Annotated in this window: 21 protein-coding genes and 2 pseudogenes; 12 read left to right on the top strand and 11 right to left on the bottom strand. The window is 69.6% G+C overall.

The features are described from left to right. Window positions 1-40 precede the first annotated feature (40 nt). A complete protein-coding gene (locus JWP54_RS15620) occupies window positions 41-796 on the bottom strand; it encodes a phosphatase PAP2 family protein (protein WP_297373771.1) in 756 nt (251 codons plus the stop codon). 260 nt (window positions 797-1,056) lie between these two features. On the opposite strand from JWP54_RS15620, the gene JWP54_RS15615 reads away from it, so the two are divergent. Then, window positions 1,057-1,485, top strand: coding sequence for a nitroreductase/quinone reductase family protein (locus JWP54_RS15615; RefSeq protein ID WP_297373768.1), 429 nt, complete (start codon window positions 1,057-1,059; stop codon window positions 1,483-1,485). A 20-nt stretch (window positions 1,486-1,505) separates the two neighbouring features. Here JWP54_RS15615 and JWP54_RS15610 read toward each other — a convergent pair whose 3' ends face one another. Next, window positions 1,506-3,200 carry an FAD-dependent monooxygenase gene (locus JWP54_RS15610; protein ID WP_297373756.1) on the bottom strand — a complete coding sequence of 565 codons (1,695 nt, stop codon included), beginning with the start codon at window positions 3,198-3,200 and terminating at the stop codon, window positions 1,506-1,508. Beyond that, window positions 3,197-3,892 (bottom strand): hypothetical protein, encoded by a 696-nt coding sequence (locus JWP54_RS15605; RefSeq protein WP_297373754.1) that lies wholly within the window; start codon window positions 3,890-3,892, stop codon window positions 3,197-3,199. Before JWP54_RS15605 ends, JWP54_RS15610 begins: the two co-directional genes overlap by 4 nt. Window positions 3,893-4,352: 460 nt before the next feature. Between JWP54_RS15605 and JWP54_RS15600 the strand changes: the two genes are divergently transcribed. The 3 genes and pseudogenes from JWP54_RS15600 (at window position 4,353) to JWP54_RS15590 (ending at window position 7,235) form a co-directional block, all read left to right on the top strand. Continuing rightward, entirely contained in the window at window positions 4,353-5,630 is a 1,278-nt protein-coding gene (locus tag JWP54_RS15600) for an MFS transporter (protein WP_297373750.1), read from the top strand. A 199-nt stretch (window positions 5,631-5,829) separates the two neighbouring features. Beyond that, window positions 5,830-6,102, top strand: coding sequence for a glutaredoxin domain-containing protein (locus JWP54_RS15595; RefSeq protein WP_297373747.1), 273 nt, complete (start codon window positions 5,830-5,832; stop codon window positions 6,100-6,102). A gap of 118 nt (window positions 6,103-6,220) precedes the next feature. Beyond that, a pseudogene (locus tag JWP54_RS15590) lies at window positions 6,221-7,235 on the top strand (aldo/keto reductase). Between the two features lie 19 nt (window positions 7,236-7,254). Here JWP54_RS15590 and JWP54_RS15585 read toward each other — a convergent pair. Beyond that, entirely contained in the window at window positions 7,255-7,731 is a 477-nt protein-coding gene (locus JWP54_RS15585) for a hypothetical protein (RefSeq protein WP_297373744.1), read from the bottom strand. Window positions 7,732-8,156: 425 nt separating this feature from the next. Between JWP54_RS15585 and JWP54_RS15580 the strand changes: the two genes are divergently transcribed. Continuing rightward, window positions 8,157-8,399, top strand: coding sequence for a hypothetical protein (locus JWP54_RS15580; protein WP_297373741.1), 243 nt, complete (start codon window positions 8,157-8,159; stop codon window positions 8,397-8,399). A 42-nt stretch (window positions 8,400-8,441) separates the two neighbouring features. Here JWP54_RS15580 and JWP54_RS15575 read toward each other — a convergent pair whose 3' ends face one another. Beyond that, window positions 8,442-9,146, bottom strand: a complete 705-nt coding sequence (locus tag JWP54_RS15575; protein WP_297373739.1) for a hemerythrin domain-containing protein — start codon at window positions 9,144-9,146, stop codon at window positions 8,442-8,444. Window positions 9,147-9,225: 79 nt separating this feature from the next. Between JWP54_RS15575 and JWP54_RS15570 the strand changes: the two genes are divergently transcribed. After that, window positions 9,226-9,864 (top strand): DUF1801 domain-containing protein, encoded by a 639-nt coding sequence (locus JWP54_RS15570; RefSeq protein WP_297373736.1) that lies wholly within the window; start codon window positions 9,226-9,228, stop codon window positions 9,862-9,864. A gap of 130 nt (window positions 9,865-9,994) precedes the next feature. Here JWP54_RS15570 and JWP54_RS15565 read toward each other — a convergent pair whose 3' ends face one another. From JWP54_RS15565 to JWP54_RS15550, 4 genes are all read right to left on the bottom strand, one after another. After that, window positions 9,995-11,833, bottom strand: coding sequence for an iron ABC transporter permease (locus JWP54_RS15565; protein ID WP_297373733.1), 1,839 nt, complete (start codon window positions 11,831-11,833; stop codon window positions 9,995-9,997). A gap of 9 nt (window positions 11,834-11,842) precedes the next feature. Next, window positions 11,843-12,853 carry an ABC transporter ATP-binding protein gene (locus tag JWP54_RS15560; protein ID WP_297373774.1) on the bottom strand — a complete coding sequence of 337 codons (1,011 nt, stop codon included), beginning with the start codon at window positions 12,851-12,853 and terminating at the stop codon, window positions 11,843-11,845. A 121-nt stretch (window positions 12,854-12,974) separates the two neighbouring features. Then, entirely contained in the window at window positions 12,975-14,048 is a 1,074-nt protein-coding gene (locus tag JWP54_RS15555; protein WP_297373730.1) for an extracellular solute-binding protein, read from the bottom strand. A 381-nt stretch (window positions 14,049-14,429) separates the two neighbouring features. Beyond that, window positions 14,430-14,819, bottom strand: a complete 390-nt coding sequence (locus tag JWP54_RS15550) for a four-helix bundle copper-binding protein (RefSeq protein WP_297373728.1) — start codon at window positions 14,817-14,819, stop codon at window positions 14,430-14,432. Window positions 14,820-14,997: 178 nt separating this feature from the next. Between JWP54_RS15550 and JWP54_RS15545 the strand changes: the two genes are divergently transcribed. After that, complete coding sequence (locus JWP54_RS15545) at window positions 14,998-15,204, top strand: three-helix bundle dimerization domain-containing protein (protein ID WP_297373726.1); 207 nt, start codon at window positions 14,998-15,000, stop codon at window positions 15,202-15,204. A gap of 46 nt (window positions 15,205-15,250) precedes the next feature. On the opposite strand, the gene JWP54_RS15540 is transcribed toward JWP54_RS15545, so the two are convergent. Beyond that, window positions 15,251-16,450: an MFS transporter gene (locus tag JWP54_RS15540; RefSeq protein WP_297373723.1), complete on the bottom strand. Its 1,200-nt coding sequence runs from the start codon at window positions 16,448-16,450 to the stop codon at window positions 15,251-15,253. A 127-nt stretch (window positions 16,451-16,577) separates the two neighbouring features. Between JWP54_RS15540 and JWP54_RS15535 the strand changes: the two genes are divergently transcribed. The 5 genes and pseudogenes from JWP54_RS15535 to JWP54_RS15515 all read left to right on the top strand — a co-directional run bounded on the left by JWP54_RS15535 (window position 16,578) and on the right by JWP54_RS15515 (window position 19,861). Beyond that, complete coding sequence (locus tag JWP54_RS15535; protein ID WP_297373720.1) at window positions 16,578-17,444, top strand: helix-turn-helix transcriptional regulator; 867 nt, start codon at window positions 16,578-16,580, stop codon at window positions 17,442-17,444. A gap of 63 nt (window positions 17,445-17,507) precedes the next feature. Further along, window positions 17,508-17,861 carry a VOC family protein gene (locus tag JWP54_RS15530; RefSeq protein ID WP_297373717.1) on the top strand — a complete coding sequence of 118 codons (354 nt, stop codon included), beginning with the start codon at window positions 17,508-17,510 and terminating at the stop codon, window positions 17,859-17,861. A 107-nt stretch (window positions 17,862-17,968) separates the two neighbouring features. Next, window positions 17,969-18,469: pseudogene (locus tag JWP54_RS15525) on the top strand (DUF1254 domain-containing protein); the annotation flags it as partial. 410 nt (window positions 18,470-18,879) lie between these two features. Beyond that, complete coding sequence (locus tag JWP54_RS15520; protein WP_297373714.1) at window positions 18,880-19,350, top strand: DUF1214 domain-containing protein; 471 nt, start codon at window positions 18,880-18,882, stop codon at window positions 19,348-19,350. Between the two features lie 118 nt (window positions 19,351-19,468). Next, window positions 19,469-19,861, top strand: a complete 393-nt coding sequence (locus tag JWP54_RS15515; protein ID WP_297373712.1) for a hypothetical protein — start codon at window positions 19,469-19,471, stop codon at window positions 19,859-19,861. 147 nt (window positions 19,862-20,008) lie between these two features. On the opposite strand, the gene JWP54_RS15510 is transcribed toward JWP54_RS15515, so the two are convergent. Further along, on the bottom strand, window positions 20,009-20,654 hold a 646-nt coding region (locus tag JWP54_RS15510; protein WP_297373709.1), incomplete at its 5' end, for a PPK2 family polyphosphate kinase.

Here is a 20,654-nt window from a genome sequence, read left to right as displayed (position 1 = left end):
AGCCGACCTCCACGGCCGCGCCGCGCGCCCGCCGCCGGGGCTACGCGGCGTCCCGGCCGCTGGGCCGCACGCGCACGGTGCGCCAGGTGTCGAGGGCGATCACCCCGCCCAGGATCGCGAGCGCCAGGCAGATCGAGCCCAGCGCATCCGTGGGCCAGTGGTAGCCGAGGTAGACCCGGCTGATCGCGGCCAGGCCGACGGCCACCACGAGCACGATGCCCGCCACCAGCACGGCCGCCCAGTGCCGTCTGCGGCGGGAATAGATGAGGTAGGTCACCAGCAGCAGGAAGTTCGTGGCGCCGGACACATGCCCGGACGGGAACGAATAGGTGGTGTCGATGCCGAAGAGCATCAGGTCCACCGGCGGTCGCGCCCGCTCGACCAGCCGGGTGATCACCTGCACGAGCACCAGCCCGGTGAGCGTGCCAAGGGCCAGCAGCAACGGCCGCCACATGTGCTTCGCGAAGTATCCCCACACAACGATCGTGCCCAGGACCAGCACCGGCAGCGCCACGGGCCCGAAGCCGATGGCGAGCCCGATCATGATCGCGGTAGCGGTTCCGGTGCGGCTCTGCATCAGCCAGGCGTTCAACGGGGAGTCGATCGCGGCCACATCGTCCCGCTGCACGATGTCGGCGAGGATCACGAGAAACCCGGCGACCCCGACCACGACGAGGGCGGCAGAGAGGATGTACAGCCGGGCGCGTTCGCTCGCGGTGCGCCAGCGGTCCTCCACGATGAACTTCTCATTCAGCGCGCGCAACCGCTCCCGCTTGGACGCCGATGGCACACTCATGGGCGCCGCCGCCGCGTCGAAACTCGGATGCGTCGGTGCATGGTGTCCTTTCGGGTGGAGCAGGCCGGGAACCGGGTTCCCGGCCTTTGAGAATACTCATCCCCGGCCGGGAAAACCACACGACTCGCGGCGCCGCAGCCGAGGCCGCCCCGCCGGCCGGATGCGCCGTCGGTCCCTTTCGGTGACGCGGTCGCGGCGATACCGTGGCAGGCGTGGGACGGATGCGTTCCCCCTCCCCGGATACGGAAAGGAGCCACACCATGAGCGACACGTCGCTCGGACTTGGCGGGTACCTGCCGCCGAGTTTCTTCATGCGGAACGTCGTCAACCCGGTGGCCCGCGCCATCGGTGTTCCCACCCTCATCGTGCGGGGCCGGATCAGCGGGCGAGAGATCAACACCCCGGTCGGGCCGTTCGAATTCGGGGGCGGCACGTACGTCGTCGCCGGCCGCGGCGAGACCCAGTGGGTGCGGAACCTCCGGGTCGCCGGACGCTGCGAGTTGCGCATCCGCTGGCACCGGCAGCCGCACCTCGCCACCGAATTGCGCGGCCGCGAGCATCAGCTGGTGATGGCCGCCTACCTCGACCGCCTGGGCCGCCGGGCCGGGCCGTTCCTGGCCGACCTGCCGAACGCCGCCGACCACCCGATCTTCCGGCTGGAGCAGACCGGCCCCCCGGTTCGTGGCTGAGCAGTGACCTCCCGGGGGACTCAGCCGTCGGCCAGGCCCACCAGGCGCAGCCACGCCTCGAGGGCGCGCTCATCGAGCACCGGCGCGCGAACCGCCGCGTAGCCATCCGGCCGCACCACGAGCATGCCGGTGCCCGGCCGGTCGTCGAGCCGGTGCACGTGCACGAACGGCCCGCGCAGCCGCTCGGGCATCTCGCGGGCGCCCGCCTGCAGGAAGACGTGCACGCCGGGGGTGGCCATCAACTCGTGCGCCCGCACCCGACGGCCGTCGCAGCGCACGAGCGTGTCGGCCACCCGGGATCCGGGCCGCAGGCCCCGCCGGGCCAGGGCGCCGCGCACCGGGACCAAAGAGGCCCGCACGTCCACCGAGAGCACGCTCGTGGGGTATCGCAACCAGAACTGGGCCAGCGTGCGCACCCCGGCGGTGGTCAGCCGGCGTTGCCGGGTGAGCCAGGGCAGCAGCGGCGCGGCCGCCGGCACGAGCACCGCCCTGGCCAGCTGCGCGAACGGATGCGAGCCCGCCTCGGCCCAGTGCATCAGGCGGGTCAGCCGCAGCACGGCCAGGTCCGCGGGTCGGCGCTCCTGGGCGTAGGAGTCCAGCAGCGGCGACCGCGCTTGGGCGGCCGGTCCCGAGGCGCCGGCCGGGCCCGCCGGCACGGCTGGGCCTGTCGGCGCGGGCGGTTCTTCCGCCCGACCCGTCGCCCGCCGTGCGGCGCCCGCCGCGAACGCCAGCTTCCAGCCCAGGTTCACCGCGTCGTGGATGCCCGCGTTCATGCCCTGTGCGCCCGCGGGCGAGTGCACGTGCGCGGCATCCCCCGCGATGAACAGCGGCCCACGGCTGAACCGGCTGGCGATCCGGTGTTGCAACCGAACGCGCGCCGACCAGGCGACCGCGTCGACGTGGGTGGGCAAGCCGCTCTCGTCGAGCAGCCTCTGCAGTTCCTCCGCTGGCACCGGCGGGGCGGGCTGGCCGAACGGTTCCCGCACAGCGCCCGCCCGGTGGGTGGCGAGCATCCGCCAGGTGGCCCGCTCGCCCCGGTTGAAGAGGATCACCAGGCCGCGCCGGCCGACGACGACGTGCACCACCTCCGGTTCGAGGGTCACCGGCGGGGCCGGCGGCAGCGGCGGCCCGAGCTCGAGGTCGGCGATCACCGCATCTTCGGCGAAGTCGCCGCCAAGCCAACCGCCGACCGATCGGCGCACCAGGCTGGCCGCGCCGTCGCAGCCCACCAGGTAGCGGCAGAGCAGGTTCTCGTCCGCCTGGCCGTCGCCGCTGCGAAGCAGCGCCCGGGCGCCGCCGTGCCGCAGCCGGGCCAACCGCACCAGCTCGGTGCCCCGCTCTACGATCACGCCCCGCTCGGCCAGCGCCGCGGCCAGCACCGCCTCCGCATCGGCCTGCCGGATCAGCAGCAGGTGCGGGAATTCGGTGCCGGGCAGGTCGAGTTGCTCGATCGACACCGGCACCACCTGGGTCTTGAGGTGCAGCCGGGCGGACGGCGACGCGTCACCGCGGGCGAGCAGCGCATCCGTCACCCCCAGCGGACGCAACAGCTCGAGGGTGCGCGGATGCATCACGGTCGCCCGGGACGCCCGGAACGGAACGCTCCGCCGCTCCACGATGCGCACCCGGGCGCCGAGGGCGTGGGCCTGCAGGGCAACGGTGAGCCCGGTGGTGCCGGCACCGACCACCAGCACGTCCACGTCGAACTCGGTCATCCGGGTTCGCGCACCCGGCCCTTCACCGAGATGGGCTCGGCCGGTCGCCACCAGTCGGGGCCGGTGGCGACCCGGGTGCTGCCGTACGCGCCCGGGTCACGCAGGAACTCCTCCCGGCGCATCCCCGGCAGCACCCGGTAGTGGATCGACCCGGGCACACTGCACAGGGCAAGCACCCGCCACAGCGAGCGGGCGTAATTCTCGGCCTGCTCGGCGCCGTCCCACTGGTACACGCCGCGGTAGGCGCCGTGCTGGTCGTGGGTGAGCCACAGCTTGGAGACGAAGCCGGAGAAGCCCGCGAGCAGGGGCGTGTTGAGGATGCTCTCGATGCGGAACAGTCGGTGCTGCAGCCGTCCGTTGAGCGCCCGTAACCGAAACGCCACGATGAGCACCGCCGGTTCGTCGATGTCGTCGGTTTCCACGACGGTTTCGCGATACACGGTGGTGCGGGAACCGTCCGCGAACCGCAGCTGCCGGCCCACGTTGCCCCTCGGCAGGTGGATGCGCCGCGCCGCCAGCAGTCCGGCGACGCGGACCACACTGGCGGCCACGGCCGGAGCCGCTGCGATGGCGGGGTGCGGGGGCTTGTCGGCGAGATCGTCGGCGCTGGCGGCGGCGGGGCCGGTCGCGGCGGGGCCGGTCGGCGCGGTCGCGGGGATGCTGCCCCTCCGGTCGGTGGGTTGGTCGGTCACGGTTTTCCTCCCTCGGCGCAGCCGGGGCTGGGGTGCCAGCCTGCGCGAATGCTGCCAGCATAGGCAGCCCCAGCAGGGCTGGGAAGAGCGCCCCGAGCGCGCTCCCCGGCGAACGCCCCGGCGTCAGGGCCCGCGTCCCCGCGGCACGTGACTGTCCCCACGGCACGTGACTGTCCCCACGGCACGAGTCAATCCCGGCGGCACGTGTTGCAACCAGCGCCGCGAGGCGTAAGGAGTGCCGTGAGGTGTAACGGGTGCCGCGAGCGCATCGGCCCTCCGCGAGCGCATCGGCCCTCGGCGAGCGCAGGTGCGTGCGCACCCGGCCGGGCGGCCGGCGGGCCGCGGGCACCCGCGTCCGTGCCAAGCTTGACGCGGTGCGCCCGACGCGAGCCAGCCAGCGTGCACGGCCGGCCCACCGGATACACCACCCCACCGCCCTCTGAGAAAGCCCACCGACGCAATGATGCCACCTGCCCTCCCCAGCACCCGCCCGGCAGTGGAGCTGCGACGCGCCCGCGCCGGCGTCGGGGTGCTGTTCTTCACCAATGGCGCCCTCTTCGCCAACCTGATCCCCCGGTACCCGGCGATCAAGGCCGACCTCGGCCTCAGTAACGCCGAGTTCGGATTCGCCGTCGCTGCCTTCCCCCTCGGGGCGCTCATCGCCGGACTCGCCGCGGGCATGCTGATCCGCCGGTTCCGGTCGTCCCGGGTCGCGCTGGTCGGCACGATCCTCACCGCGGTCGGACTGCTCCTGGCCGGAATCGCACCGGGCTGGGGAGCCCTGGCGGCCGGCATCTTCCTGGCCGGCGCGATGGACTCGATCACCGACGTCGCCCAGAACTCGCACGGCCTGCGCGTGCAGCGCCTCTACAAGCGGAGCATCCTCAACTCGTTCCACGCGGTCTGGAGCATCGGCGCGGTCACCGGCGGCCTGCTCGGCGCTGCCGCCGCCCAGCTTGAGGTGCCTCGGGGCTCGCACCTCATCGTTTCGGCGGTCACCTTCAGCCTCTTCGCCCTGGCGGCCTACCGGTCGCTGCTGCCCGGCGCCGAACCGGCCGAATCCGTCGAGACAACGGACACGAACCTTCCTGCGACCGCTACCACCACTCCGGCCCGCTTCCTCGGCCGCATGGCGAAGTGGCTCGTACTCGGCGCCCTTGTGGTCATCGCCGCCTCCGGCGCCCTGGTCGAAGACACCGGCGCCACCTGGTCTGCTATCTTCCTCTCCGGCACCCTCGGCGCATCCGCCCTGGTCGCCGGGTTCGGGTTCATTTCCCTGCAGGGCATGCAATTCATCGGGCGGATGCTCGGCGACCGGTCCGTGGACCGGTTCGGCCAGCGCGCCGTGGCCCGCACCGGCGGCGCCATCGTGTTCCTGGGCATGGGCACGGCGCTCGCATTCCCCTCCCTGATCGGGGTCATCGTGGGCTTCGGCCTGGCCGGGTTCGGCGTCTCCACGCTCATCCCGGCGGCGATGCACGCCGCGGACGAACTGCCCGGCTTCCGGCACGGCACCGGCATCACGATCGTGGCGTGGCTGCTGCGGCTGGGCTTCCTGGTGGCGCCGCCCCTGGTCGGGGCCATCGCCGACCTCTCCGAGCTGCGCTACGGCCTGCTCATCGTGCCGCTCGCCGGCCTGTTGGTGGTGCTGTTCGCGCCGGTTCTCGCCACCCGGGTTCGTTCCGGTGCCGCGGATTCCTCCCCGCGCGACGAACCGGAGCTCGCCGCCGCACCCTGACGACCGCGTCCTCGGCCTACCGCCAGAAGAACATCATTTCCAGGAGCGCCTCGCCCATACCCGCGAACCGCTGTGCAGTTCGTGCCGCCCAACGGCGCAGCAGCTCTCGCAGCCGCTGCCACTGACTCATGCCCGGGTCGCTCATAGCCGAAGCCTAGGCGTTCAGTGTGTTCCAAGCGCACACGCTTACACTCGACGGATGACCACGACACCTGCCGCCACCGACGCCCGCCTCACCATGTTCGGCGCCGAGTGGTGCCGCGACTGCCGCCGTTCGAAGAAGCTGCTCGATGGCCTCGGCGTCGAGTACGACTACGTCGACCTGGAGAGCGTGCCGGACGGTGCCGACCGGGCTTTGGCCATCAGCGGTCGCACCCAGATCCCCGTGATCGTCTTCGCCGATGAGAGCCACCTGGTCGAGCCCAGCGACGCCGACGTGCGCGCCAAGCTCACCGCGCTCGGCACCATCTAGCAGGCGACGACCCGAAGAGGGCTGCCGAAGGGGGCACTGACGGGAACTCCCACGACTCGGGTCCGTGGCGTTGACTGGGATCAACACCGCGAGCACGCTTGTCGAAAGGACCACCGGCATGGATTACCGCCTCCTCGGACGCACCGGAGTCGAAGTCAGCCCCCTGTGCCTGGGCACCATGATGTTCGGCGCCTGGGGCAACCAGGATGTCGCCGACTCGATCCGCGTCATCCACCACGCCCTGGATGCCGGCATCAATTTCGTCGACACCGCCGACGTGTACTCAGGTGGCGGCTCCGAAGAGATCGTCGGGCAGGCCCTGAAGGGACGCCGGGACGACGTGGTGCTGGCCACCAAGTTCTTCATGCCATGGGCGAGGGCCCCAACCAAAGCGGTGGGTCACGCAAGTGGATCATGCGCGCGGTGGAGGACTCGTTGCGCCGGCTCGACACCGACTACCTCGACCTCTACCAGGTGCACCGGCCGAGCACCACGATGGACGTCGAAGAAACCCTCGGCGCCCTGACCGACCTGGTCCGCCAGGGCACGGTGCGCTACATCGGCTCGTCGTCGTACTCCGGCAGCCAAATCGTCGAAGCTCAGGTCGCTTCCCGGGACCGCAACCTCGCGCGGTTCGTCACCGAGCAGCCGCCGTACTCGATTCTGGTGCGCGGCATCGAAGCGGATGTGCTGCCCACCACCCAGCGCTACGGCAGGGGCACGCTCACCTACAGCCCGCTGGCCGGCGGCTGGCTCTCCGGCAGGTGGCGCAAGAACGCCGCGCCCACCCCCACGTCGGCCGCCCGGCCCAGCGCCCGCTTCGACATGTCCAGCGTCGCCAACCAGCAGAAGCTCGAGGTGGTTGACGCCCTCGCCCAGGTCGCCGAGGAGGCCGGGATGACCCTGATCGAGCTGGCGATCGCCTTCGTGATCAACCGCCCCGGGGTCACCTCCGCGATCATCGGCCCGCGCACGATGGAGCAGCTGGACTCGCAGCTGCGGGCGGCCGGTGTCACCCTGTCCGCGACATCCTGGACCGCATCGACCAGCTCGTGGCCCCGGGCGTCACGCTGAACCCCGACGACTACAGCTACGGTGCCACGGAGCTCGCCCTTGCGGCCCGCCGCCGCTGACACCGGCCAAGCGGTTGTGTCATCGCGGCACCCCGAGGGTCTCGGCCAGAGCGGCCAGGGCCGCCGCTTCCGGATCGCTGACCAGCCGTGAGTGCCGGTGCGCGCCCGGTTCCGGTTCGATCCCCGCCAGCTTTTCGGCCAGCCGGTAGAGCCAGGCCCTGAACGCGGAGTGCATCGCCGGCGCCCGGATGCCGACAAAGTGCAGGGCCTGGGCCAGCTCAGCCAGCAGCAGGGCGGGGCTATCGTCCCCGCCGCCGATGCTGCCCAGGTCGCGGCCGAGGACATCGGCCCTGAGGTCCGCTGCAATCTCCTTGATCAGTGGCAACCCATCCGACCGAGCTCCTTCGAGGGCCACCGCTTTCTCCGCGGTGAGCATCTCCCGGAAGATCTCAATCGGCCCGCTGGGAGTGACTCCGACCATGTACATGCCCACGAGGAACGGGGCCGCCCGCACCACCTGCCACTCATCAGCACTGAACGCGTCCTTGATCACCATCTGAGCTCCTCATCGGGCACCGGAGCCGAGGGTCGGCCGCGCGGCCTCCGACGCCGGGGCGGCCCTGTCGTCACCCGGACCGCCCGCCGTGCCTGCAACGCTACGCCTGCGCTTCCCCGACTCGAAAGCCCCGTGCGGTCAAGCGCATCCGCTCTGGAGCCGCCGGCCGGCTGTCGGCGAGCAACGCCACAACCGCCCGCCGGCGCATCCGCCCGCCCCATGGATGCCCGTTGATCCGCACCGGCCCCGGGAGTACCGTATGAGCCATGACACCCGCCACCCCGAACGGGGCACAGCACGCGGCCGGACCGGCTCGCACCCGGCAACGGGCGCTCACGTGAGGCCTCGGTCACGCCGTCTTCGGTGACCCGCCCAACCCAATTGGCACCACTCCGCGCACCGGTAGTCTTCACCCGGGGGTACAGATGATCACCGCAGATCAGCACACGAGCGAAGCCGACGGGCTGGAGATTTTCGACGACGTGCACGAGGTGCGATCGGAGGCCGCGGCCTACACGGTGGCGCAGGTGGTGATCGCTGTGCTGGGCTACTCGCTGATCCTCGGGATCGCGGTGGTGGTCATCGTCAAGGGCGTCGAGCTGCTCTGGCCGGTACTTTTGTTCGTCGTCTTTCCGTCGATCATGAGTTTCATCGGCGCACTCGGCTAATCCGATCCGGTGCCGGGCACCCTGACCGCGCTGCCGGTCGGGCTACCGCACCAAGGTCGCCCGCCATTGCTCGTACCGGGACTTGCCCCGCAGCCCCCAGAGCAGCCGCACCGGCGCGGGCAGGTGCTCGTGCTGCCACTCGTAGCCGCCGTCCGGCTGGGCAGCCAGGATGACACCGAGCGAGATGAACATTTTGCCCTTCGGCGTGGACTTGCGACCGTGCTCGGAGAGCGCGTCGACCTCCTTCGGCGTGATGACCGTCTCCATCACCGGCACGATGTTCGCCTCTTCGTCGGGCAGGTGCAGGGCGAGCGCGGCGTTGATGCCGTCCAGGGCGGCGGTGACGGATGCGGCATCGCCCACGCGGCCGCTCGCCCGCCAGACCGGCAGTCGTTTGTCGAGCTCCTCGAGGTGCACGAGCATCTCGGCGTGCTGCTTCTTCATGCGTGCCACGTGCGCGGCGCAGGACGGAGCGCGGCTCTCCAGCCGGCCCCACAGCATGGTGTCCTCGCCCTCGTGGTGTGCGTGCAGTCCGACCGAGAGCATGGCGAGGTAGTCGCCGACGATGTCGGCCTGGGCCGCGTCGTTGTCGGCGACCGAGGCGACGAGCTCCGGCGCCTCGCCGAAGCCGGCCCGGGACATCCGGTGGATCTCGGCCATCCCCCTGCCGTCACAGGTCTTCACCGGGTCGGCACGGGGGCCGTCGTTCGGGCTGTCGCCGCTGGACGGCAACGCTGTGGCAGGCATGGGGCCTCCTTCGTGGAGACTCGTCGCTAGGACTGTAGCCGCGCGCCGGGCGGCCATCAAGGGCAGCGCGGATGGGCCGGTGGTGCGCTACGCGGGTCAGGCGCCGGTACGCGGGTGGCACGCCACCCGCGAAGCGGCGCCGCACCCGCGCAGCGGCCAGATCCGGTCCCGCCGCCCGCCGGGCGCCGCGCACCCCGCCACCGGGACGGTCCGCCGTCGGGCGGGTCCGCTACCATGCCACTACGACCAGGGGCACGCGGTCCCTAGTACGACATTAGGAGCAGACCATGGAGCTGACCGGCCGCGACGTCGACGCGTACCTCGCAACCTTGGACGGCCCGACGCCGACTCGATCCGGGCGCTCGACGCGATCATCGCCGAGTTCCCCTCCGGGGTCACCCGGGAACTGTGGGAGGGCATCCTCTGGGGCGGCACCGAGCAGCAGATCATCGGCTACCGCCACATCGTGATCGCCCGCCGCGGCAAACCCACCGTGGAATGGTTCGTCGTGGGCCTGGCCCGGCAGAAGAACCACCTCAGCGTCTACATCAACGCCTCGAAGGATGACAAGAACCTGATCCAGCACTACAAGGGCCGGCTCGGCAAGGTCAAAATGGGTGCCGCCGCGCTCAACTTCGCCTCGATCGAGTCCCTCGAACTGGATGCGTTCCGCGCCCTGCTGCAGGACGCCGCCCGCCTCACGCCCGACGCCACCTGACGCTGCGACCGAACCCCGGCCGTCCGCACCCATCCCGTGCATGGCTCCTGCTATTTCTGCTCCGACACCGACGGATGCCCGGAATTCCGGGCCGCGGACCTGGCCGTCCCAGAAATTGCAGGAGCTATGCTCACGGGCCGGGGGCGGGGACGGGCGACACAGTCACCACGGCTGCCGCCGCGGCCGGCACCGGCGCCGCGGGAGCACCGGACCCAGCCAGCCCCGCTCCGGCCCGGGGCGTGCCGCGCCGCGACCCGCGCCGGCGGCTCGACGCTCCCCCGCGCCCGTAGACCAGCCACATCGTGAAGCCCATGATGATCATCAGCAGCACCGTGTACACGAAGGTGATCGACATGGCGTCGAGGTTGTTCTCCCCCTCGGTGCTGGCCCGAATCGCCAGACCCAGCGGTTCGTAGAGCGGGTGGTAGAGGAACACGGCGGTGTCGTAGTCATCCAGCAGGCTGTTGAAGTTCAACGCGGTGATGGCCGCCGCGGTGGGCAGCACCAGCGGCACGAGCACCGTGCGCAGCGTGAACAGCGGGCCGGCGCCCAGGATGCGTGCGGCGTCCTCGAGCGATTCGGGAACCGACGCGAACGCCGCCTTGAGCAGCCGCAGGGTGAAGGGGATCTTGATGATCACATACGCCACCAGCAGCAGCAGTGTGGTGCCGGTGAGCACCTGCCCGCCGATCAGCGGGTTGGGCCGGTCGAAGGTCATCACCAGCGCCAGCGCGATGAGGATCGTCGGCAGGATCCACGGGATGTGCAGCAGGTACTCCAGCAGCGCCGTCACCGGGTTGCGGTGCTTCTGGAACACCCGGGCCACGAACAGCATGCCCAGCACCACGATCAGTGACGCCAGGGCGCTGTAGACCACGCTCACCACGAACGGTTTGAGCACCGCTGGGGTGCCGAACACGGTGGCGTAGTTGGCCAGCGTGAACGCGTCCCAGGTGATGGTGCCGGTGCTGATCGCGGTGGACTCCAGGAACGAGAACAGCACGATCAACAGCACCGGCAGCGCGTACACCACGAACAACACGTACGCGGCCACGTGCACCAGCGCGTTCGCGAGCGGATTGCGGATGCGCTGCTTCTGCAGCGGCGTGGCCACCTTGGCCACCGAGAAGTAGGTGCCGCTCTTCTCCACCCGGTTCATCATCGCCAGCAGCACGATGGTGGCCAGGCCCAGGATGATCGCCAGCAGCGCCGCCAGGTCGCGGGAGCCGCTGCTCTTGGAGAAGGTGAGGATCATCGGGGCGATGGTCTGGAAGTCGGTGCCGCCGAGCACCAGCGGCGCGGTCAGCGCGCCCAGGCCGGTGAGGAAGGTGAGCACGGTGACCGCGAAGATCATCGGCCGCAGCGCCGGCAGCACGATGCGCCAGAGGATGCGCCAGGTCGAGGCGCCCATATTGCGGGCCGCTTCAATGGTCTGGTAGTCGATCTTCGCCAGCGACGAGCCCAGGAACAGCATGTGGTTCGTGGTGGTGGCCAGGGTCATCACGACGACCACGGCGAAGTAGCCGGAGAACCAGTTCGGGTCGATGTCGGGAAACACCTTGAGCGCCGCGTTGGTGATGAACCCGTTCTTGCCGTAGATGAAGTTGTAGCCGGCGGCCAGCACGATGCCGCCGTAGATCAGGGTGGTGGCGTAGCCCAACCAGAGCACCCGGGAGCCGCGGATCTTGAAGTAGTCGGTGACCAGCACGATGAAGATGCCGACCACGTTCACCGTCACGGCGAGGGTCGCGGCGAGCGCGAAGCTGTGCCACAGGCTCTTCAGCGCCCGTTCGGAACTGACCAGCTTCTCCAGGGCCCGGACGCTGATTTTGCCCTCCGGGAAGAAGGTGCTGATCAGCAGGTTGGCGTTCGGGAGGACGAGGAAGGTGGCCACGAACCAGACCAGCACGACGAGCACGATGACGACGAGCGGGGACCGGAGCATGGCCCGCCACGATGAGTTGCGCATCCGGGACCCCTAGTACTGCAGGATCGCGGTCGGGTCGATGTACAGCGTCGCGGCGGCGCCGGCCACCAGCGGCTGCGCGCCGCCCTCGGGCACCAGCGCGCGAATACGGCTGCCGTGGCTGTCGATCGTGTACGTGCTGTGCGAGCCCTGGTAGACCCGGTCGGCGATCACTCCGTCCAGCCGAACGGATGCGCCGTGCGCCGGCTCTGCGAGCGCCACCTTCTCCAGGCGCAGGTAGGAGCTCTTGTCCGCAGCCAGGGTAATGCCGCCGGCGTGCCGGATCTGCTGCATGAACTCGCTCGTGAGCCGGTTCATCGCGCCCACGAACGTGGCGACGAACTCGGTGGCCGACCGGTTGTAGATGTGCTCGGGGGTGCCCACCTGTTCGACGACGCCGTGGTTGAACACGGCGATCCGGTCGCTCATGGTGAGGGCTTCCTCCTGGTCGTGGGTGACGTAGACGGTGGTGATGCCCAGCTCCCGCTGCAGGTTCTTCAGCTGCTCGCGCAGCTGCACCCGCAGCTTGGCGTCGAGGTTGGAGAGCGGTTCGTCCAGCAGCAGGATGCGCGGCTTGAGCACCAGGGCCCGGGCGATCGCCACCCGCTGCTGTTGCCCGCCGGAGAGTTCGGAGACGTTCTTGGCCAGCTGCTCCTGGGTCAGCTCCACCTGTGCGGCGATCTCGTCGACGAGCCGGTCGGTTTCGGAGCGACCGGTCTTGCGCACCTTGAGGCCGAACGCGATGTTCTCCCGCACGCTCATGCTGGGGAACAGGGCGTAGTTCTGGAACACCATGCCGACGCTGCGCTTCTCGCTGGGCAGCGTGGTGGCCGCCTTGCCGTCGATGTAGATCTCACCCGCGCTGGGTTCGATGAACCCGGCCAGGGTGCGGAGCGCGGTGGTCTTGCCGCAGCCCGACGGGCCGAGCAGGGTGAAGAACTCACCCTGCCCGACCTCGAGGTTCAGCTTCGGAATGGCGATGTGGTCGCCGAAGGTCACTTCGATGTCGTCGAACCTGATCATCATGATGCTTTCTGGTGCGGTTATCGGCCGAGTCGGTGACCGGCAGAGTCGGGTAACGGCGGCTTCGGGTGCCGCCCGGGTCGGATGCGGGCCTGCGGCGCGCGGGCCTGCGGCCTGCGGGCTACGGCAGGTACTCGAGCTCGGTCTTCTCGACCCAGGCGCCGATGTTCTCGCGGGTGAGGGCGTAGTCGATATCCTGCTTGGGCAGCGACTCGATGAGTTCCACCACCTCGGGCAGTGCCTCGGCGCGGGCGCCCTCGTTCACCGGGTACGACGCGAACTCGGCCGCGAACGCGCCCTGGGTCTCGGCGCTGCCGAACCAGTCGATAAATTCCTCCGCGGCATCCTGACGCGGGGTGCCGGCGATCACGGCGATCTGCTCGGTCACGTAGGGCACGCCATCCGCCGGGCTGATCACGCCGGTCTTGGTGCCATATTCGGCGTCGCGGCTGGTGATGCCGCTGGACGGCAGCACGCCGAAGTCCACGTCGCCGCGGGTCATGCGGGCGTACAGGTCGGTGCCCTCCTCGGCGGGTGAACCGTGCGCGAAGTAGCCTTCCACCTGCTCCCAGCCCTCGTCGGAGACGCCGAGGTCACCGTCTTCGTCGAGGTACGGCGCCAGCAGGCCGGCGAGCACCAGCTGCGGGGTGGCCTGTCCGAGCGCGGTGTTAACTTCGTAGCGACCGTCGTAGGCGGAGTCCTCCCACAGGTCGGCCAGCTCGGTGGGGGCGTCGGCTTCGGGGGTCTTGTTGGTATCGTACACCGTGACGATGGCCTGCTCCACGAGCGGCCAGAACACGCCGTCCTCCGGGTCGCCGGACTCCTGGTCGACCTCGGCGGACCAGGCCGGCTCGTACGCCGTGACGGCCTCTTCGGACTTGAGGGTCTCGAAGAACATGTTGTTCAGCCCGAACACCACGTCGCCGACGGGGTTGTTCTTCTCGGCCACGATGCGGTTGGCCAGGTCGGCGCCGCCCAGGCCGACGATCTCGATGTCGAGGCCGGCTTCCTTCGCCTGCGCGGTCACCCATTCGCCGCGGCCGTCGGAGTTGGAGTTCGTGTAGACGATCAGGGTGCCGCCGGCGTCGCCGCCGCCCTCGGAGCCGCCGGACTCCGCCGAGGCGCAAGAGGCCAGGACCATGGTGCTGAGGATGATGGTGGCGACTGAGGCTGTCGTGAAGGTGCGCTTATGCAATTGAGTTCGTCCTATTCCAGGCCGTGAACGCGTTATCGGCGCTCACCGGCCGTATCTGCTGTGTCGGCAATCGTCTCTTCACGTTAGGTCGGCGTGAAACACGCCCCGTACCGATCGAGCGACTGTTCGCCCCGTGTTTGCCTGCTGTACATCAGCGGATGCCGTGGGGCACGCCGCCGGTCGAACCCAGCGAGCCGCGACGGTGTCGGCGGTACTCGCCGGGGATCTACTCACCCGGGATGTCGGCGCCTGACGGCCCGCCACTGGAACGCTGCTACAACCCGAGCGACTCTGCTCATTTATGTCTCCCCAAAACGAATATCGTCCTCCCACGTTATGGGGTCACCCGGATTCTGTATGTCCCCCTAAATGAGGACCTCGTCATCCGACGGTCAGCGCGACCTGCAGATCGGTGCACGCGTGGTTCAGGCGATGGCACGCATCGGTACAGGTCACCCAGGCGGGGTAGAGCTCCGCCATCCGTTCACACGCCGCGGCGGACGCCGCGCAGGCTTCCACACACGCGTCCAGGACGGCGATCGCCGCTGCGCGGTTGGTGCTCGTCGTCCAGGACAGCACCCGAATCGTCACGAGTCCGACCTCCACACACTCCAGATCGGCCAGGAAGCAGGCGGTGATGTCGCCATCGCCCGTCAAACCCAGACACGCGTCCGCGCAGCTCTCGCTCACGTCGATCAGCTCGTCGCAGGCGGATTCGCAGGTGCGAATCCGCTCCTGGATCAGAGTGTCCGTCACGTCGTCGTGCAGCATGAGAGTCACGATAGCGCGACAAGGTGGTCCCTCCCAGCCCGGTGCGGCGCGCCGCCCGGCAGGCGATCCGCAGCACATCGGCCTTCTCGTCTCCGGTTTACGGACGTAGACCCCGGTCGAAGCCCTGCCCCAGGTACGCGAGTTGATCGGGAGGGCAAACGTGAGGACACTCGGGTGAGTGAGTACCGACATTGATGATGAAGAAACCGTCCGTCAGATTGTGGAACGACTGCAGAAGAAGTTCCCCGACGTTCCGCGGGATGAGATCGAGCGCGTGGCCCAAACCGAGTTCGACGCCCTCGCCGGCCGGCCGGTGCGGGATTACCTCACCATCCTGACGGAGCGCGCGGCGAAGAAACAACTCAAGAAGGCCACCCCTCGTTGATACCCAGTCCTTGGTGAGGCGCCCGATTTCGGTGGTTTCGCCGTTCTCAGAGCCGGACGGGAAAAGCGGTGCGGCGCCCGCATAGCGTGAGCAGCAGGGCGATCAGCCCGAAGCCGATCATGATGACCGGCAGCACCAGCCCGTCGAAGCGCGTCAGCACGGCGGCGCCCAGGATCCCGGCGAGGAAGATGGCGACGTTGAACGCCACGGGCAGGAACGAGTTCGCGACATCGGAGTCCCGGCCGCCGGCGGTGGTGAGGGCGGCCTGCAGCTGGGCGGATGCGCCGCCGAAGGTGATCCCCCACAGCACGGTGGCGACGATGATCGCCGGCGTCGACGTGTGGCCAACGAGAAGGGTGAGCGCGGCCGCGATGAACAGGAGGACGCTGCCGTGCAGCAGCGGACGCGGGTGGCGGTCGAGTAACGCTCCGGTGAGGACGATGCCGGCGATCGACGCGACACCGAAAAGGAAGAGTTGCAGGTCAACGCTGAGAGCGGTCCCGGTCGCCCGCAGGTACGGGGAGATGTAGGTGTAGATGGTGTTGTGCGCCGACATCCAGGTGAAGATCACGGCCAGGATCACCGCGATCCCGGGGAGGCGGAACACCCGCCCCACGGGAAGCCGGGATCGTCCGGGCTGCCCGGCGGCGTCGGGGGCGATCAGCGCGATGAGACCCCCGGCGACGAGGGCGACCACGGTGAGGCCGACGAACGCCCACCGCCAGTCGAAGGTGGTGCCAAGCCAGGACCCCAGCGGGGTGCCCAGCGCGAAGCCGACGGGCGCGCCGGTCGACACGATCGACAACGCCAGCCCGGCCCGGCGGGGCGGGCTGATCACGCGACCGTACGCGGCGAGCATCCCCCAGATGACCCCGGAGAAGGCACCGGCCACGAACCGGGACCCGAGCGACAGAGCCACGTCGCCGGAGAGGGCGGTGACGCTGTTCGCCAGGATCAGGCCGCCGATGGCCGCGAGCAGCAGCGGCTTCCGGCGCATCCCGCGGGTCAGGGTGATCGCGGGAATGGTGACGATGACCGTGCCGAGGGCGTAGGCGCTGACGAAAAGACCCACGGTGCCTTCGCTGGTGCCCATGCCGGCGGCGATGACCGGCAACAGGCCGGCGGGCATGGTCTCCATGGCGACGAGCACGAAGCCGATGACCGCGAGCGCGGCCAGTGTGGCGACGGGCAGTCGGTGGGCCGTGGCGGTGCCGACCGGTTGCTGAGCAGAGGTGATGGTGTCCACGAGGTTCCTTCGATTGGGCAAGTCGTTGGTCCAGTCAAGGCGGGATGCGGCGCGGGAGGGAGTTCCCATCGAAGGGTGTACCAGCAGGGGACCCCAACCGGCAGCGCGGAGACGTACGCTCGATGACATGGAGAACCGATCCGAAGTGCGCGAGTTCCTGATGTCGCGGCGCGCGAAGGTCACCCCGGAACTGGCCGGGCTTCCAGACGGTGCGAACCGTCGCGTGGCCGGCCTTCGTCGCACGGAGGTGGCGACGCTGGCCGGCGTCAGCGTGGAGTACTACGCCAAGCTCGAGCGCGGCGCGATCGCCGGCGCATCCTCGTCGGTTCTGGAAGCCATCGCCCGCGCCCTCCAGCTCGACGACACCGAGCGCACCCATCTCTTCGACCTCGCGCGGGCCGCCGATGGGATCCCGTTGTCTGGCCGGCCACGGCGGCGGGCGAGCAAGAACGCGGCGAACCGGCCCAGCCTGCAGTGGGCGCTCAGCGCGATCACCGGCGGGATCGCGTTCGTGCGCGACCAAAACCAGGACATTCTGGCCACAAACGAGTTGGGTCGCGCCTTCTATTCGCCCCTGATCGGGGACGGCGGTCGCACCCCCAACCTCGCCCGGTTCCAGTTCCTCGACCCGGCCTCCCGGGAGTTCTACCCGGACTGGGACCTGTTTGCCGAGATGTGCGTGGCGATCATGCGCACCGAGGCCGGCCGCGACCCGCACGACACCGCACTCCAAGCCCTCGTGGGCGAATTGTCCACCCGCAGCGACACCTTCCGGAAGCTCTGGGGCGCCCACGACGTGCGCACGCACGGTTCGGGGACCAAACGGTTCAACCACCCCGTGGTCGGCGAGCTCACCCTCGCCTACGAAGGGCTCTCCATCGCCGCGGACCCCGGCCTCACCCTCCTGATCTACACCGCCGAACCCGGCTCCCCCAGCGCCGATCGCGTGAAACTGCTCGCCAGCTGGTCGGCCTCCAGCGTCACGGCCGACTGAGGGGTTCTCCCGGCGACGACGCGCGCAGAGCGGCCGCGGGCGCCGGCGTGGCAGTCTGATGGCATGGAAAAGGTATTGGGAGTCGGCGGCTACTTCCTGCGAGCCAAGGATCCGGCGGCCTTGAGCGCCTGGTACCGGGAGCACCTGGGCCTGGGCGCCGACGAGAACGACCTCTGGCATCAGGAAGCAGGGCCAACGGTGTTCGCCGCTTTCGACTCGGACACCGACTACTTCGGCTCGATGAACCAACAGACCATGCTTAATTTCCGGGTCAGCGACCTGGCCGCGATGCTGGCGCAGCTACACGCGCTCGGCGCGGATGTGGCGGCAGAAACCCAGGACATGGACGGGATCGGTCGGTTCGGCTGGATCACCGACCCCGAGGGCAACCGCATCGAGCTGTGGCAGCCCGCATGACCGGGCTGGGTCCGGCTCCGCGGGACGGGGTGCCGCGACGACCCGATCGGTAGATACTGTCTGGGCCCGGGAGAGCCTCCGCGGCGCGAAAGAGAGCAGGCACATCGATGTCCCCTGACTCCGCCGAAATCCGGTCGCTCGCGGCCGAAGCGTTCACCTACCTCTACCCCCTCGTCATCATGGATGTGACCCGGCTGCAGCTCACCGCCGGCACGGCGATCGGGCACAGCCCGCCCAACACCTTCGCGCACATGGCCGCGTTCCCGCCCGCGCAATTCCGCGAGGTCGTGCGCCCCAACTTCGACACCCTGTACTCGATTGCCTGGCTCGACCTCTCCGACGGCCCCGTGGTCATCCACGTGCCCGACACGGCCGGGCGGTACTACCTCCTGCCGATGCTGGGCATGTGGACGGATGTCTTTGCTGTCCCCGGCCAACGCACCACGGGTACCGGGGCGCAGTCTTTCGTGATCGTCCCGCCGGAATGGCGGGACGAGATAGCGCCGGACGCGGTACGGATCGACGCGCCGACCCGGTTCGTGTGGGTGATCGGTCGCACGCAGACGAACGGACCGGCCGACTACGACGCCGTGCACGCCGTGCAGGCAGGGTTCTGGATCCGCGCCCTCGCCGGCGGGCAGCCCCCAACCGACCGGGACACGAGCGCCGCGCCCGCCGGCCTGGACCTGTCCGTGGAGCCGCTGCGGCTGGTCAACTCGTTGGATGCCGAACAGTTCTTCGGCTATGCCAACCGGCTGCTGCAGGCGCATCCGGCCCACATCACCGACTTCTCGGTGCTGGCCCGCATCGCCCGGATCGGGGTGCGCGCCGCCGATGGGTTCGACCCGGCGCCCCTCGGCACCGGAGCCGTCGATGCACTGAACGACGGTCTCCGCGACGCACTGGCCGACCTCACCGCGCGCATCCCGTCGGTGGGCGCCATCGTCAACGGCTGGGAGATCATCCGGACACGATCGGTGTCTACGGCACCTTCTATGCCAAACGAGCCGTGGTCGCGATGGCGGGCCTCGGCGCGAATCCGCCCGAGGACGCCGTCTACCCGATTGCCGTGGCCGATGACCACGGCGACCCGATCGTGGGCGAGAAGAACTACGTGCTCCACTTCGACCATGACCAGCTTCCGCCCGTCGATGCGTTCTGGTCCGTCACCATGTACGACGCGGAAGGGTTCCAGGCCGCCAACGAGCTTAACCGGTTCGCGATCGGGGACCGGCACGCGTTGACCTACGGGCCGGACGGATCGCTGGACCTCTACATCCAGCACGCGAACCCCGGGCCGGATGACGAATCCAACTGGCTCCCGGCGCCGTTCAGCGCCCTGGGCATCACGCTGCGCCTCTACGCGCCGAGGCCCGAGGTGCTCGACGGAACGTGGGCGCCGCCGGCGATCCGGGCCGTTCCGCAGGCCGGTGCGACGGTGCGGCAGGGCAAGGACGCGGCCGACGTGTCGTTCAGCGATACCGACTAGCACGGGCACTCGCGCTGTCCGGTCGGTGGCGCACCGCCTCCGCGACGGTGTCGCCCAGTCGGAGGTCGACGGGGCCGCCGTACCGCTGGGGCGCGGTGCGCCTCTAGACTCGGCGCGTGTGAACACCGATTGGCGATTCCCCATCATGATCGTCGCGTCCCTCGTGGAGTTCGCCGTGGTGCTGCGCCTGGTGCTCGGTGCGGACACATTCCGCCGCCGGTGGCGCGCCGTCGTCGTCGTGTCCGTCGTGGTCGTGGTGCTGGGGATGCTGTTCGGCAGATATGGCGCCCTGATCGGGTTGCCATGGTGGCTGTACTACCCCGTTCCGGCGCTGGTCACCGTGGTGCTGCCGCCGATCATATTCCGGCTGCGCCCGGCCCGCACGGCCGTGTACCTGCTGCTGGCGCTGCTGTCGGCACCGCTGATCCACGCCGTGTTCGCGTTCTTCCTCGGCTGGGACGAGTACCTGCCGTTCGTGCCGATCCCCAGCCTGGCGGGGTTGCTCGCCTAGCCCAGCGAGTCGGCTGCCGCCGGTCTCCAGATCACCCTCTTCCACGAGTTGGACGGCCCGGCGGACTGAGTTGCGGACATCCGGCCTTCGTTTCGCCGGGGAAGGCCGGATCTCCGCAACTCAGCGCCGCACCAGGGGCAGTGCTGGTCAGGAGGCGGCGAGCCTGGCCTGCTCGGCGAGCACGTCGAAGTCGGCGGGCGGCCAGGTGAGCACCATGTCGTTCAGCGTCCGCAGCAGCAGCTCCCGCACGGCCAGGCGGGCGTACCACTTGCGGTCGGCGGGCACCACGTACCAGGGCGCGAAGGCGGTGGACGTGCGCTCGAGGGCGGTCTGATACGCGGCCTGGTAGCCGGGCCAGAGCATCCGTTCGTCGATGTCGCCCGGGTTGTACTTCCAGTACTTGTCGGGACGTTCGAGCCGTTCGAGCAGGCGATTCTTCTGCTCCGCCGCGCTGATGTGCAACATCACCTTGATCACCGTGGTGTTGTCGTCGATGAGCTCCTGCTCGAACGCGTTGATCTGGTCGTAGCGTTTCTCGAGCTCCTCCGGCGGGGCGAGCTGCTTGACCTTGCCGATCAGCACGTCCTCGTAGTGGGACCGGTCGAACACCCCGATCAGGCCGGGCCCTGGCACCTGCCGGCGGATGCGCCAGAGGAAGTCGTGCTGTAGCTCGGCCTTGGTGGGCGCTTTGAACGCTACGTGGCTCACGCCCTGCGGGTCTACCGCGCCCACGACGTGGCGCACGATGCCGCCCTTGCCCGAGGTGTCCATGCCCTGCAGGATGAGCAGCACC

This window comes from Cryobacterium sp. (assembly GCF_025463825.1).
Classification (GTDB): Bacteria; Actinomycetota; Actinomycetes; order Actinomycetales; family Microbacteriaceae; genus Cryobacterium.
The sequence above is the reverse complement of the archived record's forward strand: the minus strand, read 5'-3'. Positions and strand labels throughout refer to the sequence as shown.

Coding starts and splice junctions, on each gene's coding strand:
- JWP54_RS15535 (WP_297373720.1), top strand. CDS start 16,578: ATGGAGAACCGATCCGAAGTGCGCGAGTTCCTGATGTCGCGGCGCGCG.
- JWP54_RS15610 (WP_297373756.1), bottom strand. CDS start 3,200: ATGACCGAGTTCGACGTGGACGTGCTGGTGGTCGGTGCCGGCACCACC.
- JWP54_RS15530 (WP_297373717.1), top strand. CDS start 17,508: ATGGAAAAGGTATTGGGAGTCGGCGGCTACTTCCTGCGAGCCAAGGAT.
- JWP54_RS15565 (WP_297373733.1), bottom strand. CDS start 11,833: ATGCGCAACTCATCGTGGCGGGCCATGCTCCGGTCCCCGCTCGTCGTC.
- JWP54_RS15520 (WP_297373714.1), top strand. CDS start 18,880: ATGGCGGGCCTCGGCGCGAATCCGCCCGAGGACGCCGTCTACCCGATT.
- JWP54_RS15575 (WP_297373739.1), bottom strand. CDS start 9,146: ATGCCTGCCACAGCGTTGCCGTCCAGCGGCGACAGCCCGAACGACGGC.
- JWP54_RS15560 (WP_297373774.1), bottom strand. CDS start 12,853: ATGATCAGGTTCGACGACATCGAAGTGACCTTCGGCGACCACATCGCC.
- JWP54_RS15600 (WP_297373750.1), top strand. CDS start 4,353: ATGATGCCACCTGCCCTCCCCAGCACCCGCCCGGCAGTGGAGCTGCGA.
- JWP54_RS15580 (WP_297373741.1), top strand. CDS start 8,157: ATGATCACCGCAGATCAGCACACGAGCGAAGCCGACGGGCTGGAGATT.
- JWP54_RS15550 (WP_297373728.1), bottom strand. CDS start 14,819: ATGCTGCACGACGACGTGACGGACACTCTGATCCAGGAGCGGATTCGC.
- JWP54_RS15585 (WP_297373744.1), bottom strand. CDS start 7,731: ATGGTGATCAAGGACGCGTTCAGTGCTGATGAGTGGCAGGTGGTGCGG.
- JWP54_RS15595 (WP_297373747.1), top strand. CDS start 5,830: ATGACCACGACACCTGCCGCCACCGACGCCCGCCTCACCATGTTCGGC.
- JWP54_RS15615 (WP_297373768.1), top strand. CDS start 1,057: ATGAGCGACACGTCGCTCGGACTTGGCGGGTACCTGCCGCCGAGTTTC.
- JWP54_RS15620 (WP_297373771.1), bottom strand. CDS start 796: ATGAGTGTGCCATCGGCGTCCAAGCGGGAGCGGTTGCGCGCGCTGAAT.